The sequence below is a fragment of the Jutongia hominis genome (genome assembly GCF_014384965.1).
Taxonomy (GTDB): Bacteria; Bacillota; Clostridia; order Lachnospirales; family Lachnospiraceae; genus Butyribacter; species Butyribacter hominis.
This window is the reverse complement of the sequence record NZ_JACRSW010000007.1, coordinates 57,491-70,942: the sequence shown is the minus strand read 5'-3', so window position 1 is coordinate 70,942 and position 13,452 is coordinate 57,491. Positions and strand designations below refer to the sequence as shown.

At 36.6% G+C, this 13,452-nt stretch carries 12 protein-coding genes; 9 read left to right on the top strand and 3 right to left on the bottom strand.

Going from position 1 to position 13,452, the window contains the following annotated elements:
* Window positions 1-126 precede the first annotated feature (126 nt).
* From H8700_RS01845 to cysK, 4 genes are all read left to right on the top strand, one after another.
* The gene (locus tag H8700_RS01845) at window positions 127-1,194 is read left to right on the top strand and encodes a trypsin-like serine peptidase (RefSeq protein ID WP_249302630.1); all 1,068 of its coding nucleotides are present in this window, start codon (window positions 127-129) and stop codon (window positions 1,192-1,194) included.
* Window positions 1,195-1,226: 32 nt separating this feature from the next.
* Complete coding sequence (locus H8700_RS01840; RefSeq protein ID WP_249302628.1) at window positions 1,227-1,949, top strand: immunoglobulin-like domain-containing protein; 723 nt, start codon at window positions 1,227-1,229, stop codon at window positions 1,947-1,949.
* A gap of 1,043 nt (window positions 1,950-2,992) precedes the next feature.
* Window positions 2,993-4,303, top strand: a complete 1,311-nt coding sequence (locus H8700_RS01835; protein WP_249302626.1) for an O-acetylhomoserine aminocarboxypropyltransferase/cysteine synthase family protein — start codon at window positions 2,993-2,995, stop codon at window positions 4,301-4,303.
* Between the two features lie 102 nt (window positions 4,304-4,405).
* A complete protein-coding gene (cysK, locus tag H8700_RS01830) occupies window positions 4,406-5,386 on the top strand; it encodes a cysteine synthase A (RefSeq protein WP_408610840.1) in 981 nt (326 codons plus the stop codon).
* A gap of 90 nt (window positions 5,387-5,476) precedes the next feature.
* Here the strand turns inward: cysK and H8700_RS01825 are convergent, their stop codons facing one another.
* From H8700_RS01825 to H8700_RS01815, 3 genes are all read right to left on the bottom strand, one after another.
* Complete coding sequence (locus tag H8700_RS01825) at window positions 5,477-6,259, bottom strand: flavodoxin family protein (RefSeq protein ID WP_249302624.1); 783 nt, start codon at window positions 6,257-6,259, stop codon at window positions 5,477-5,479.
* Between the two features lie 178 nt (window positions 6,260-6,437).
* Window positions 6,438-7,166, bottom strand: a complete 729-nt coding sequence (locus H8700_RS01820; protein WP_249302622.1) for a LiaF transmembrane domain-containing protein — start codon at window positions 7,164-7,166, stop codon at window positions 6,438-6,440.
* Window positions 7,167-7,312: 146 nt separating this feature from the next.
* On the bottom strand, window positions 7,313-7,783 hold the full coding sequence (locus H8700_RS01815) for a LytTR family DNA-binding domain-containing protein (RefSeq protein WP_249302621.1): 471 nt from the start codon (window positions 7,781-7,783) through the stop codon (window positions 7,313-7,315).
* Window positions 7,784-8,105: 322 nt separating this feature from the next.
* Between H8700_RS01815 and H8700_RS01810 the strand changes: the two genes are divergently transcribed.
* The 5 genes from H8700_RS01810 to H8700_RS01790 all read left to right on the top strand — a co-directional run bounded on the left by H8700_RS01810 (window position 8,106) and on the right by H8700_RS01790 (window position 13,362).
* Window positions 8,106-8,948 carry a hypothetical protein gene (locus H8700_RS01810; protein ID WP_249302620.1) on the top strand — a complete coding sequence of 281 codons (843 nt, stop codon included), beginning with the start codon at window positions 8,106-8,108 and terminating at the stop codon, window positions 8,946-8,948.
* A 530-nt stretch (window positions 8,949-9,478) separates the two neighbouring features.
* A complete protein-coding gene (locus H8700_RS01805) occupies window positions 9,479-11,890 on the top strand; it encodes a leucine-rich repeat domain-containing protein (RefSeq protein ID WP_249302619.1) in 2,412 nt (803 codons plus the stop codon).
* A 96-nt stretch (window positions 11,891-11,986) separates the two neighbouring features.
* Window positions 11,987-12,133, top strand: coding sequence for a hypothetical protein (locus H8700_RS01800; RefSeq protein ID WP_249302618.1), 147 nt, complete (start codon window positions 11,987-11,989; stop codon window positions 12,131-12,133).
* A gap of 100 nt (window positions 12,134-12,233) precedes the next feature.
* Window positions 12,234-12,983: a leucine-rich repeat domain-containing protein gene (locus H8700_RS01795; protein ID WP_249302617.1), complete on the top strand. Its 750-nt coding sequence runs from the start codon at window positions 12,234-12,236 to the stop codon at window positions 12,981-12,983.
* Window positions 12,984-12,996: 13 nt separating this feature from the next.
* On the top strand, window positions 12,997-13,362 hold the full coding sequence (locus H8700_RS01790) for a leucine-rich repeat domain-containing protein (RefSeq protein ID WP_249302616.1): 366 nt from the start codon (window positions 12,997-12,999) through the stop codon (window positions 13,360-13,362).
* Window positions 13,363-13,452 lie beyond the last annotated feature (90 nt).

Here is a 13,452-nt window from a genome sequence, read left to right as displayed (position 1 = left end):
CAGCCGCATAATATAAAAAGTCCGGGAGACGCTACATTGCATTCTCTCATGTAACCCGTCAACATATCAGTTCATTATAAAAATATTAAATTTTTGTCTTGACAACTGAGCCACTATAGTTTTATTATGAAAATGAAAAAAGCTTTTAGTGTTTTGATGATTTTTGTATTGACAATTATGTTAATTCCGCAAGATATATTTGCTTGTGATTTGAAAGACAATTGTCAATCGTTGGATGCAGGTTCCGATGCAGTCTTGGCATATTATGATGTGAAAACTCAGACGGAAACATTGATTACAGAAGATGAGCTGCAAGCAGTTGTTTCAAATGCTCAAAGAAAAAGGAGTGTAGATACAGCAGAATTTGAACCCCAAAGTGCTTCGGAACCACAGGAACAAAAACTATTAACAAAAAAAGAAAAACAGATGTTTGATGATGCAAAAAACAATACATTGGAGTATTATGGAGAAAGCCAAAAATCAACAAGAGCCATTGACAACAGAAGTCTTGTTAGTAATCCACAAGCAGATCCATATTATAGAATTGCAAAGCTTTATTTTTCAGAAACAACAAATGCTGCTGGAACGCAAAAAGCAGGATATATGGGAACGGGATTTGCTATTGGACCTAATTTATGTGCTACTGCACGCCATTGTTTGACTGATGATTATGGAAACTGGTCTACAGATTTTCAAGCATTCTATGGATATAATGGTTATAATAATACATATACTCATCAGTTTACCAATGTTTCTGCGTATATTTATTATCCACAATACATTACAGGACGAAGTGCAGATGGAAAAATAACAACAGATTCTAATTATGATGTAGCATATGTGATTTGGGGCGAGCGGACTGTAGAAAAAACAGGCTGTTTTGGAATGAGTTCAGAAATAAATAATGGGATGAGTCTTAGGAAAGCTGGATATCCAGGAAATCGTGATGACGGATATCGAATGTATGAAGCATATGGTTCTGTTACGAGTTACACGGATTTACGTTTAGATTGTGATAATATTTATTGTTCTGGTGGACAGAGCGGCTCTCCGTATTTTGATTCCGACTATTATGTACACGGGGTTATCACTCATACTAGGATGCCTAGTAATCAAGTGGTGAGTGGAGAGTCATCAGGAAGGCGGTACGATTATTCTTTGATTGTGTGGCTACAGAATAACAATTATGTATAACGGCATGACATGACAGGAGGGGAGGTTTTAATGTGAGAAAAGGATTAATTATAATTTTACTGGTAGCGTCATTTGCGACAGGAGTTATATCATATAGCTCGAAGCCATCTGCTTTAGGGAGAGTGAAATTGTCCACCAAAAAGGTTGTACTAATCCAAGGAAAATCATGCACAATTAGGTTAAAAGGTGCAAAAATAAAAAAAGTGGTTTGGAAAAGTAACAATAAAAAAATTGCCACAGTACGAAAGGGGAAAATAAAGGCAAAAAAAAGCGGGAGGTGCTCTGTTATAGCAAAGTATAAAGGGAAAAAGTATAGATGTAATGTGTGGGTAAAAAAGAATAAGTTGCCAGCAACACCAAAGCCAACTGGTAATTCCCAGGCAATTGGACCTTCAGCAGCCCCTCAAAGCTCATGGGGAACAAATGGAGAAGCTAATATAAAAGATGCAAAATTGGTAATTGACAGTTTTGTTCAAAACACCAAGACCATTACATTTTCGGTTTATAACACTTCACAACGCATGATAACTTTGCCGACTTATTTTATAGTAGAAAAGTATGACGGTAAAGTTTGGACAGTGATGCCGCGCAAAACAAATGATGTGACTGCAGATGCAAGATATATTATGCCTGGAGATAAAAGTGTGACAGAAGCGGATTTGGATAATGTTTTTGGAGAATTAGGTCAAGGAAAATATAGAGTGCGTGTGCAAACTTCATGTGGTGATGTGCTTTCTGAGTTTGAAATCATTTAAAAAATAGAAAACTTTTAGCAACTAATGAATTGTTTAACGGATAGAGGATCGCGTTTGTTTATAAAAACGTGTATCCTCTATTTTATGTTTTAACACAAGAAAATGTTCTAGGTAAGATTTGATATATCGGACGAGAAAATAGCTAATAATTTGATGCTATCATTAACATTATTGAATGAATCTGATAAACTTGTATTGATCCAATCACATACTTTTCTTGGTTTCCTTATGCCGGACAGCAGGGATATGGTAGCCGGAATATTCACTTTGCAAAAGGTTAGAAATGGGTTTTATGAGTGAAGTAAAATAAAAACTGATTCAGTAGGATTTAGCTTTGCAAATAAGGAAAAATAAAAAAATTGAATAAATCGTAATATTCCTATTGACAAAGTAGGAATACAGGTGTAATATGTGTCTTGTAATTATTCATAGCAAATTAGTATGAATACTAAAGATAACTGAATACAATGTTTGAAGGAGGTTATGCAATGGTGAAAGAAAAGTATCAAAATAATTGCAGCCGACATCTGAATCATTCGTTTGAACGAATGTATAGCAGATCAACCGGTGAAGGAGAGTATGTGATGTGTTGCCGGTAAGCAGAGTGTGATAAAATAGAATGTTTTTATGGGAAAAGTGGCTTTTGAAAATATTTGAAAGTATTCTTTAAACCCAATAAAACGTGTTATGGAATATGCAAAAATAACAGAGAGACTCAAAAACAAAAGAGTAATAAAAACTGTTATGAAACGTGCAAAAGTATACATTAAAAATAACAAGGAATTTCAAAAGAAAAAGAACAACAAGAAATACTTGTTAGGAATGTTATAAATCATGAAGAAAAGAACATAATGAAATAATATCACAAAGAACAATAAAAAACATAACGAAAAAGTATCACAAAGAACAATAAAAAACATAACGAAAAAGTATCACAAAGAACAATAAAAAGAACTTAACGAAAAAGTATTACAAGGAACAATAAAAGGAACTTAACGAAAAAGTATTACAAAAACAATAAAAAAGAAATGGAGATTAAGATTATGAGTAAGAAAAGTTATAGTGATAGAAATTTAAAATTTGAGACACTTCAGTTACACGTAGGACAGGAAAGTCCTGATCCGGTTACCGATGCAAGAGCGGTACCGATTTACCAGACATCATCATATGTTTTCCGTAACAGTGATCATGCAGCAGCAAGATTTGGTCTGACAGATGCCGGTAATATTTATGGTAGATTAACAAACCCTACAGAGGATGTATTTGAGCAGAGAATTGCAGCATTAGAGGGTGGTGTTGCAGCACTTGCAGTAGCATCCGGTGCAGCAGCTATTGATTATACGATCCAGAACTTAGCACATGCCGGAGAACATATCGTTGCAGCAAGCAATATTTATGGTGGAACATTTAACTTGTTACAGCATACATTACCTGAGTATGGAATTTCTACTACATTTGTAGATCCGGAAAACTTCGATGAGATTGAAAATGCAATTAAAGAAAATACAAAGGCTGTATTTATCGAGACATTAGGAAATCCTAACTCAGATGTTGTTGATATCGAAGGAATCGCGAAGATTGCACATGCACATAAGATTCCTCTTGTAATTGATAACACATTCGGTACACCTTATTTAATCCGTCCAATCGAGTATGGTGCTGATATCGTTGTACATTCTGCAACAAAATTCATCGGTGGTCATGGTACTACAATCGGTGGTGTTATTGTTGACAGTGGTAAGTTTGACTGGGAAGCTTCAGGAAAATTCCCTTCATTAACAGAACCAAACCCAAGTTATCATGGTGTAAGCTTTACAAAAGCAGCAGGTCCGGCAGCTTTCGTTACAAAGATCCGTGCTATCCTGCTTCGTGATACAGGTGCTACATTATCACCATTCCATGCATTCTTCTTCTTACAGGGATTGGAGACATTGTCTCTTCGTGTAGAACGTCATGTAGAGAATTCATTGAAGGTTGTAGAATATTTGAAGAATCATCCATTGGTAGAAAAGGTTCATCATCCATCTATTTCAGATGATCCGAGACAACAGGAATTATATAAGAAATATTTCCCTAATGGTGGTGGATCAATCTTCACATTTGAAATCAAAGGTGATGATACAACAGCTAAGAAATTCATTGATAACTTAGAGTTATTCTCATTATTAGCAAATGTAGCGGATGTAAAATCTCTGGTTATTCATCCGGCAAGTACAACACATGCACAGCTTTCTGATGAAGAATTAGAGGCTGTAGGTATCAAGAAGAATACAATTCGTCTGTCAATCGGTACAGAGCATATTGATGATATCATTGAAGATCTCGAAGAGGCTTTCAAAGCAGTAGCAGAATAAGAATTGTAAGACAACAGTAGATGAAATGTTACGCTGTCATAAGAGTAAATACCTCAAAAATGTAAATAGATGAATTTATAAATCCCTCACTTGGCAGTCTGAATGAATACCAAAAGTGAGGGATTGTTTATTTTAACAGGAGGGAAAAGAGTGAGCATAAAAAATAGTATTATTGATCTGGTAGGAAATACACCGCTTCTTGCATTACGTCGTATCGAGAAGAAAGAAAATGTAGATGCAAATCTGATCGCAAAGCTTGAATATTTTAATCCGGCCGGAAGTGTAAAAGACCGTGTGGCTAAAGCAATCATTCTGGATGCTTTGGAAAAAGGTGAAATCGATAAGGATACTACACTTGTAGAACCAACAAGCGGAAATACAGGAATCGGTCTTGCATCTGTAGCGGCTGCATTGGGCATGAAGCTGATCATCACGATGCCTGAGACCATGAGTATTGAACGAAGAAAATTGATGAAAGCCTATGGGGCAGAACTGGTGCTTACGGATGGTACGAAAGGTATGAAAGGTGCGATCGCAAAAGCCAATGAAATTGTAGAAAAGACGCCAAACTGCTTTATCCCGGGACAATTTAATAATATGGTAAATCCAAAGACACATGAAGAAATTACGGGACCTGAGATTTGGAAAGAAGCAGAGGGAAAAGTAGATGTTTTTGTGGCAGGAGTTGGTACCGGTGGAACGATATCCGGTGTCGGAAAATATTTAAAAGAAAAGAATCCTGATGTAAAAGTCATTGCTGTTGAGCCGGCTACTTCACCGGTTTTATCAGAAGGAAGATCCGGTCCGCATAAGATTCAGGGAATCGGATCAGGCTTTATTCCTGAAACATTAGATACTACTATCTATGATGAAGTCATTAAGGTGACAAATGAAGAAGCATTTTCCATGGGACGTGAAATTGCAAGAACAGAAGGTGTTCTGGTCGGAATTTCTTCCGGTGCTGCGTTATGGGCAGCCGTGGAAGTAGCAAAAAGACCGGAATGTGCCGGAAAAAATATTGTTGTATTTTTCCCGGATACCGGTGACCGTTATTTATCAGGTCCGATGTTTGAGTCTATTTAAGGGAAAATATTTTAAATCATTACTTGATCTGGTTTATTTAATAGAAAATATTTTAGATCATCATTTGATCTGGTCTATTTAATAGAAATGCTATTTCCACGGGCGTACATTTTTCGTCCAGCCTTTTTGCTGCCAATAAGACGCATCGGCTTCATTTAAGCCATTTCGCTGTGCAAAGTGCATCAGATAAAAAAATGCTTTTGTTTTAAAGGAGGGTGTTACATGCCCTTCTTTTTTGATGATCTTTTGGGCTAAATGGTTTAGCTTTTTATCAATTTTCTCTTTTTTCTCTTGTGGGACAGTATTCCATGAGGTGCTGTGAATTGCAATACCATAGCGGTAAGTCTTTCCAACGCCCCAGAAAAATGTACTGTCCACCATATCTTTGTTGGTACTCTTTGTTCCTGCTCCGGCAGCAGTGGAGATACAGACAGCCTGTTTGGTGAACATGGCTTCTTCCGGGCGATGTACAAGCCAGCGCCAGCCGTAATGATCTAAAAAGGCTTTCATTGATCCGGTTACGTGATAGACATAAACCGGACTTTCGAGAATGATAACATCGGCTTCATCGATCGCTTTCGTGATCGGTGCTAACTTTTCATAATGAGGACATTTCTTCTCTGATTGCATAAAGCACTGTGTACAACCGATGCAATAGTTGTCAAAATCTCTGGGAAGAAAAGACTCGGTGATACTGTTTTCGGCGGAAAAAGTATCATTAGAAATGTCAGTGTTATTCGAATTGTGAGAGTTATTCACATTGTGTATATCATAAGAGTTATACGTGTTTTTGCACAGCTTTTCAGCTAAGCTGTGTGCGATATGGTAAGTAGATCCTTTGTGGCTCTGTCCATGTATAATGGTTACTTTCATAATAAAAACTCCTTTTTGAAATAATGAGCTAAAAAGAAAAGCAAGCGACAGCAAAACCGGCAGTTGATTTTCCGGATGAATGAGCAAATTTTTTTGCAAAGCAGAAAGAAAGGTTCTGCAAGAGCACATTTGTAAGCTTGTAGCGAAATGCATGATGTGATAACTCCAAAATCACAGATTAGATATATACGATTAAGAGATCTCCAAAGGAAACTTCACCGTAAATTCGCAGGATCGGTGTGTCCTGTGCTTCTGACATACCCTGTTCGCGGACTCCGGCAAAAGAAGCTTTGGTGTGGAATTCGACATTCCATGTCTTTGGAATAAAGAGAACCATAGAACCAAAATTATTTTCTACATTGATATCTGCCATTCCTTTATGGATGATTGCATTATCGAAATAGACTTTTAGTTCACCAAAATTATTTTCCAGGTTGGCATATTCAAAAGAATCGGTATTTACATATTTGATACTCGAACCAAAAGTGTTTTCAAAATGAAGCACATTTCCTGATTCATTTTCAAAAATCTTTTTACCACTATCAGTATAGTTCTGATTAAATTGCCCATTGCTAAAAGAACGGTGCGACTTTGGAAAGAGCATGGAAAGTCCGATACTTGCGAGTAAAGCTGCCCCTAAGATCGTAGAAGTATTGATCGGGAAGAATGAAAAGATCTTATTGTATTGTATCAGCATAAAAGCAAGTGCAAAAACAATCGCAAAAAAGTTCTTATGCTGTAGCCCCTGAATGAGCATCCAGAGAAAAAAGAGTGTAAAGATTGTACTAGTCACGGAAATGTTATATACATTTGGCCAGAAGTTGAACTGGTTTAGCACCAGACCGGCAGCAGCTAATAAAAATAATAATCCCCAAAATGCTTTGTTAAAAGAAAATCGTCTATTCATAAAAATCCTCCTATTGTTGTGTATGTTTTTTCATAGAATTTGTAATGTAATTTTATAAAGTTTGCGATGTTATATTTATGTATGCTTTTACTAGAACTTGCAATGTAATGTTTATATATGCTTTTTAATAAAATTTGTGTTGCAAATTATCCGGTTTGATTGGTGTTTCTCTTTTCTTCCAGTTTATTCTTCAATGGCTTGTAATAATTACGGGATACATAGACCTGTTTATAGGTATCTTTGAACTCGATCAGACTGGAAGCGGTAAGATTCCGGTTGATCGCATAGACCTTGTTCGTATTCAGGATCGCTGACTTTGAGATCCTCATAAAGATACCGGGCAGAAGCTCTTCTAATTCATACAGCTTTCTTTTTGTCTGAAAAATATCATCCTTGGTATGGGCCTCTATCCCATTGATCCCGGTTTCAAAGAAAAGAATATCATCTAACTTCACATAATATTCCGTCTCTTTCTTATAAAGAACCATTTTCTCCTGTGCATTTTCAATTTCGGAAAGTGCCATCTGCATTTTCTGTACTTTTTCGGAAATCGAATTGCATCGGATGATGACTTCTTCTTCCATGAGCGAATCATCCAGCTCAATTCGTATTTTCATGGGTTTCGTATCACCTCTTCTCCTCTTGCCCCTCTCGCAATGTTCTTGACAATGCTTATTATAGGGAAAGACGTTCTTCTTGTAAATACGAAAAAAGTAAGAGGTAAGTTTTGGAGAGTAAGAGGTAAAAATGGGGTGGTAAGAGATTTCATAACCAATAAAGCACAACTTGTGACCAATCAAGTGAAAACGGCAAAAGCCCATGTTATACTTGCATGTAAGACAGCAGAAGATATAGGCAGGATATGATGATTTCTCGGAATTATGAGTAGTCATGTCAGTGAAACTATTGCATTGCATTTACGAAATGGAGGAAAAGTTTATGAAGCGGATGAAAGAAAACAGAGGTTATTTGAGAGCAGTGGCAGGTATGATTGCTATTGCACTTTTTTTGGGATTATTACCGTCAGCAGTTGTAAAAAAAGCAAAGGCAGAAAACTACAATGCAGGCAAAGATGAGATAAGAGTGTATTTGTCACAGGATTCATTTGTGACAGCAGGACATACTGGAAAAGTCAGTATCTCAAGTAAAAAGATTACCGTTACAGGATGGTCCTATGTATGGGGCGGTGAGTTTAAATATGGCAAAGATGGCTGGGATGGAAATCGCGGAAAATGGAAAAAGAAAAAGCAGACTTATGTATTAGATGAAAATTGTGAATATGGTGATGTAAATTCTGATTATTCTGATCTTGGAAATAAAGCAATTACTCGTGAAAAATTTTTGGACAAATTAAAGAAATATAAAAATAAAAAAGGAATATGCGTTGTAATAATAAAATATAAAAACAAAGCTAATACAATAGCGCTCCGTAAGACAGCAAAATTAACAAAAAAAGAAAAATTAGGGAAAACGGACTGGGGTTCAGTATATGCAAAAGGAGACTTTGAACATGATCCGGAGAACTATGGAAAGATATATATGAAAAACGGAAAACTGATTGTAAAAGGAAATATTACTTTGTTAGCAGGCACATTAGCGAAAAATACAAGAAAATATACAATATCTTCAAAATGTGAATATATATTTGAACATTCACGCACAACTGCTGCAAAAATGAGAAAAATTTTAAGGGAGTTTAATACAGGAAAGAAGTATAGTCAAGTTGCCATAAGCTTTAAAAACAACAAAGTAGATTGTATAGAATTGTCTGCAAGAGTGTAATCTTAATAAGCAATTGTAAAACTCTGTTAGTTGGCAAAAATAAAAAGTCGTGCACAGTAAATTGCACATATTGTCTTATGGAATGGGCAGGGGCTATACTATTTATAGCTAGCAGATCATGTACACTTAGAAATTTCTGCCAGCAAAATAGTCATAAACTCTGCTGTAAGAAAAATAATAACAAAAGATAGGAAAAAGGGGGAACAAGCGGATGAGTATAGTATTTATAAGGTAAAGGCATATGCTTCTTATAAATTAGTAACACACGTATATGCGTATCCAAAATAAAATACCAAGTTATAAATTTTCCTTTTCAACATGTAAGACAGATGCGCATATAATATGTTTTTGCATCTGTCTTATACATTTGTAAACAGAGTATTTTGATAGCACGTTATGAAGCAGTAGTAGAGGAAAAATGGAAGCAGAGTTTCCGGTAAGGAGAAAATGAATTGATATAAAATATGCAAATAGCCTTATGACGTTTTGGGAACGTCCGAAAAACACACGAAGCACGAAAGGAGATATTTATGAAAAAAAGAACAGGCAAAAAAGCAGCCGCTTGTGTATTAGCGGGAGCAATGGTGCTTAGTATGATGCCACTCCCGGGAACAGGAGTGACAAGTGCATCGGCAGCAGCCAAAGTAAAACTTAGCAAAAAACAGGTGATGGTAAAGGTTAAGAAGAAAACAACGATCAAAGTGAAAAATGCCGGTAAGAAGAAAATCAAAGCAAAAATGGCAAACAAAAAGATCGCAACCGTCAAAGTAAGTAAGAAACAGCTTGTTATCACCGGAAAGAAAGCAGGCAAGACAAAGTTGACAGTAACTGTCAAGGGAATGAAGAAATGTAGCATTCCAGTCATTGTAAAAAAGGCAAATGCGACAGTTACAAAAGCAACAAAAGCTCCGGCTGCAACAAAGGTACCATCTGTAACAAAAGTACCGGCTGTGCCAACGAATGTACCGGCTATAACCCAGGCACCGATGATAACAGAGACACCAAGCGTAACGGAGACACCAAGTGTAGCAGAGTCACCGGATGTAACGGAGACACCAAGTGCAACAGAGTCACCGGATGTAACGGAGACACCAAGTGCAACAGCAGATGCTTACAAGAATGAAAGTGATGTGTCAATCATAACAGGAATCATTCAGGAGCAGAGACAAAAGGGAGCTTCGGTAAGTGAGGATTTAGATAACACAGAGCAGTATATATGGAAAGATGGACGACTGGTAGAAATTCATTGGTATTACTTAGGTGTATGTGACAAATTAGATGTGAGTGGTTTGACGGCATTAACATACTTGGATTGCTATGAAAACCAGTTAAGCAGTTTGGATGTGAATGGCTTGACAGCGTTGACATACTTGCGTTGCTCTGAAAACCAGTTAAGCAGTCTGGATGTGAGCAAGAATATATCATTGACCGAATTGTTTTGCACTGATAATCAGTTAAGCAGTCTGAATGTGAGTGGCTTGACAGCATTGGAAACTTTGTATTGCAATTATAATCAGTTAAGCAGTCTGAATGTAAGTGGCTTGACAGCATTGGAAACTTTGTATTGCTATGATAATCAGTTAAGTAGTCTGGATGTGAGCGACTTGACAGCATTGGAAACTTTGTATTGCTATGATAATCAGTTAAGTAGTCTGGATGTGAGCGACTTGACAGCATTGGAAACTTTGTATTGCAATTATAATCAGTTAAGCAGTCTGAATGTAAGTGGCTTGACAGCATTGACATACTTGAATTGCAATTATAATCAGTTAAGCAGTCTGGATGTGAGTGGCTTGACAGCATTGGAAACTTTGTGTTGCTTTGACGTCCAATTAAGCAGTCTAAATGTGAGTGGCTTGACAGCATTGACATACTTGGATTGCAAAAATAACCAGTTAAGCAGTCTGAATGTAAGTGGCTTGACAGCATTGGAAACTTTGTATTGCAATTATAATCAGTTAAGCAGTCTGAATGTGAGTGGCTTGACAGCATTGGAAACCTTGTATTGCGGTAAAAATCAGTTAAGAAGTCTGAATGTGAGTGGCTTGACAGCATTGACATATTTGCATTGCTCTGAAAACCAGTTAAGCAGTCTGGATGTGAGTGGCTTGACAGCATTGGAAAGCTTGTATTGCTATAACAATCAGTTAAGCAGTCTGAATGTGAGTGGCTTGACAGCATTGACATACTTGAATTGCAATTATAATCATCAGTTAAGCAGTCTGGATGTGAGTGGCTTGACAGCATTGGAAACTTTGTATTGCTTTTATAATCAGTTAAGCAGCCTGAATGTAAGTGGCTTGACAGCATTGGAAAGTTTGCAGTGCTCTGAAAACCAGTTAAGAAGTCTGGATGTGAGTGGCTTGACAGCATTGACATACTTGAATTGCACTGGTAATCAGTTAAGCAGTTTGGACGTGAGTGGCTTGACAGCATTGGAAACTTTGTATTGCACTGATAACCAGTTAAGCAGTTTGGATGTGAGTAAGAATATGGCATTGACATGGTTGGAATGTCCTCTAAACCAGATAAGTAGTCTGGATGTTAGTAAAAATATGGCATTAACACACTTGAATTGCTATAAAAACCAGTTAAGCAGTTTGGATGTTAGTAAAAATACGGCATTGACATACTTGTATTGCTATGATAACCAGTTAAGTAGTTTGGATGTGAGTGGCTTGACAGCATTGACAGACTTGAATTGCGATAATAATCAGTTAAGCAGTCTGGATGTGAGTGGCTTGACAGCATTGACAGACTTGGGTTGCAAAAATAACCAGTTAAGCAGTCTGAATGTAAGTAGTTTGACAGCATTGGCATACTTGTGTTGCTATGATAACCAGTTAAGCAGTTTGGATGTAAGTCAGAACGCAGACTTGAATACCTTAATTTGCGATAATACGGTTACCATTATTGGCAAGGAGAATACAAAGTTAAATTAAGGATTAAGAAGATTATGAGTAGGGGCTGTTGCATTACTTCCTAATGCTGATATGCCTCTGCCAAGTAGATTGGTTAAGCATTTAAATGAAGTGCTGATGAACGATCATAGAATTATTGCAAGCTCAGCAATCAATACCGAAGCCAATCAGGAGTTCCAGCGTTCGTTAAGTGCATGGAATCAGCTGTTACAGGAACGGCTTCATATGAGTCTGAAAGATCTTGGCTTTGTATCATATGAGTAAGAATTGATTGTATTTATAGCAGAACAAGAGAAATGGCTAATGAATGATCCTCAACTCTGCTATGAGAAACAAGGATTACAAAAGATAGGAGGATGTACCAATGAGAAATGCAAAGAAAACAATAGCAATCGGCTTGTCGCTTGCTATGATGGTATCAGGTATCGTAATGCCATCGACAAAAAGTCAGGCTGCAAGTAAAGTGAAGTTAAATAAAACAGCAGCTACGATTACGGTTGGTAAAAAGCTGACTTTAAAAGTGAAAGGAACCAAGAAAAAGGTAAAATGGTCAAGCAGCAAAAAGGCAATTGCAAGTGTTACGAAAAAAGGTGTTGTAACAGGAAAGAAAGCCGGAAAAGCTACGATTACAGCAAAGGTTGGAAAAAAGAAGTATAAATGCAAGGTAACAGTAAAAGCAAAAGCGAAGAAAACCACAGCAGCAAAGAAAACCACTACAAAAGTAACACCAACACCGAATGGAAATGTGGTGAATGTGACAGAGACGGCAAAGCCGGTAGAGAGTGTGAAACCGGTTGAGAGTATGGAACCAGAAGAGAGTGTAAAGCCGGAAGAACCTGTGGCAGCAGAATTAGTGTTATCAGATGATAAAAAAACAGTAACAGGTATTAAAAATAGAGGAGAAGCAACATATGCTGAAATTCCCGAGGGAGTAACTAATATAAACGAGTGGGTTTTTGATTCATGCTCAAATTTACAAAAAGTTTCATTGCCTCAAAGTCTTCAAAACATAGGGAATTATGCTTTTCAAGTATGTAAAAAATTAGAAAATGTTGTGATTCAGAAGGGTGTAAAAGAAAAAAGAGATCGGGGTAGGTGCATTTTACAAATGTAGTAATCTGGAAAGTGTGACAATACCAGGAAGTATAACCGGTATAGAAAAGTATGCTTTTTCGGGGTGTGAAAAGTTGACTAATGTTGAAATTTTAGAAGGGGTAACAAGTATTGGAGAAAGTATGTTTGAAGAATGCAGCAGTTTAGAAAGTATCATACTACCATCAAGTGTGACAAAAATAGATAAATATGCATTTTATAATTGTACAGAATTAAAAACTGTTGCCATACCGGAAAATACAAAAGAGATATATCGATATGCATTTTCGAGATGTGATAAATTAGTAAATATTATTTGGAATAATATGACATATAATACTTTAGAGGAATTTATGAATACATTTAGGGAAGCCGGAAACCTATATGAAAATTATGAATAGTTTTTTTAAAATTGCAGAATGCATATTTGAGAATATTTCAAAGTGTATCAAAAAGAATTAGAAACCACATAAGAAAGACATACAAGGGGG

Bases quoted from the DNA above. Each gene is read 5' to 3' on its own strand.
- H8700_RS01845 (WP_249302630.1), top strand. From the start codon at position 127: ATGAAAATGAAAAAAGCTTTTAGTGTTTTGATGATTTTTGTATTGACA.
- H8700_RS01835 (WP_249302626.1), top strand. From the start codon at position 2,993: ATGAGTAAGAAAAGTTATAGTGATAGAAATTTAAAATTTGAGACACTT.
- cysK (WP_408610840.1), top strand. From the start codon at position 4,406: ATGAATACCAAAAGTGAGGGATTGTTTATTTTAACAGGAGGGAAAAGA.
- H8700_RS01825 (WP_249302624.1), bottom strand. From the start codon at position 6,259: ATGAAAGTAACCATTATACATGGACAGAGCCACAAAGGATCTACTTAC.
- H8700_RS01820 (WP_249302622.1), bottom strand. From the start codon at position 7,166: ATGAATAGACGATTTTCTTTTAACAAAGCATTTTGGGGATTATTATTT.
- H8700_RS01815 (WP_249302621.1), bottom strand. From the start codon at position 7,783: ATGAAAATACGAATTGAGCTGGATGATTCGCTCATGGAAGAAGAAGTC.
- H8700_RS01810 (WP_249302620.1), top strand. From the start codon at position 8,106: ATGAAGCGGATGAAAGAAAACAGAGGTTATTTGAGAGCAGTGGCAGGT.
- H8700_RS01805 (WP_249302619.1), top strand. From the start codon at position 9,479: ATGAAAAAAAGAACAGGCAAAAAAGCAGCCGCTTGTGTATTAGCGGGA.
- H8700_RS01800 (WP_249302618.1), top strand. From the start codon at position 11,987: ATGAACGATCATAGAATTATTGCAAGCTCAGCAATCAATACCGAAGCC.
- H8700_RS01795 (WP_249302617.1), top strand. From the start codon at position 12,234: ATGAGAAATGCAAAGAAAACAATAGCAATCGGCTTGTCGCTTGCTATG.